At 78.0% G+C, this 1,301-nt stretch carries 1 protein-coding gene; it reads right to left on the reverse strand.

From position 1 onward, the window contains the following. On the reverse strand, window positions 1–1,250 hold a 1,250-nt coding region (locus tag ABEB16_RS21430; RefSeq protein WP_345714203.1), incomplete at its 3' end, for a DEAD/DEAH box helicase. Between the last annotated feature and the right edge of the window lie 51 nt (window positions 1,251–1,301).

Below are 1,301 nucleotides of genomic sequence, written 5' to 3' on the forward strand. Positions count from 1 at the left end.
GCGCGGGGCGCGCGCTGCGGCTGCGGCGGGGCCGTGGGGATCGGCGCCGAGGCCGGGTCCACGTGCGGGGCCCGCGGCCCGGTGAGCTCGGTGAGCAGCGGGTGGCCGGAGCCGACCGCCGTCCAGCGCGGGGAGATGCCGGCCTGGCGGGCCAGCGTCCGCACGTCGCCGCGCTGGTCGGGCGCGGCGATCGTCACGACCGTGCCGCCGGCGCCGGCGCGCGCGGTGCGCCCGGAGCGGTGCAGGTACGCCTTGTGCTCCGTGGGGGGGTCGACGTGCACGACGAGGGCGACGTCGTCGACGTGGATGCCGCGCGCGGCGATGTCCGTGGCCACGAGCACCCGCACGCTGCCGTCGGTGAACGCGCCGAGGTTGCGCTCGCGGGCGTTCTGGCTGAGGTTGCCGTGCAGGTCGACGGCGGGCACGCCCGCGGCGGTGAGCTGCTTGGCGAGCTTCTTCGCGGCGTGCTTGGTGCGGGTGAAGAGCACCGTGCGGCCGAGGCCGGAGGCCAGGTCGCGCACCACCGCGGCCTTGGCGTCGGCGGCGGTCTCCAGCACGTGGTGCTCCATCGTGGAGACGGGCGCGACGGCCGGGTCCACCGAGTGCAGCACGGGCTCGCGCAGGTAGCGCTTGACGATGACGTCGACGCCGTTGTCCAGGGTGGCGGAGAACAGCAGGCGCTGCGTACCGGCCGGGGTGGCGTCCAGCAGGCGGCGCACGCCGGGCAGGAAGCCCAGGTCGGCCATGTGGTCGGCCTCGTCCAGGACGGTGACCTCGACGCGGTCCAGGCGGCAGTGGCCCTGCCCGATGAGGTCCTCCAGCCGGCCGGGGCAGGCGATGAGGACGTCGACGCCCGCGCGCAGCGCCTGCACCTGCGGGTTCTGCCCGACGCCGCCGAAGACGACGGCGGTGCGCAGCCCGAGGGCGGCGGCGAGCGGCTCGACGGTGGCCGCGACCTGGTTGGCCAGCTCGCGGGTGGGCAGCAGCACGAGGGCGCGGGGGCGGTTCGGCTCCCGGCGGCGCCCGGAGGCGGCCACGGCGGCCACCAGCGGCAGCGCGAAGGCGATGGTCTTGCCGCTGCCGGTGCGGCCGCGGCCGAGGACGTCGCGGCCGGCGAGGGCGTCGGGCAGGGTCGCGGCCTGGATGGGGAACGGCTCGGTGACACCGCGCGCGGTGAGGACCGCGACGAGCGGGGCCGGCACGCCGAGGTCGGCGAAGGACCCGGTGGCGGGTGCGGCTGCGGGCGCCACGGGGGCGGGCGCGGCGGTGGTGGGCGCCGACGCGGTCGTGGGCGCTGCGGG

Origin of the sequence: Kineococcus glutinatus (assembly GCF_039542765.1) — a bacterium.
Taxonomy (GTDB): domain Bacteria; phylum Actinomycetota; class Actinomycetes; order Actinomycetales; family Kineococcaceae; genus Kineococcus_A; species Kineococcus_A glutinatus.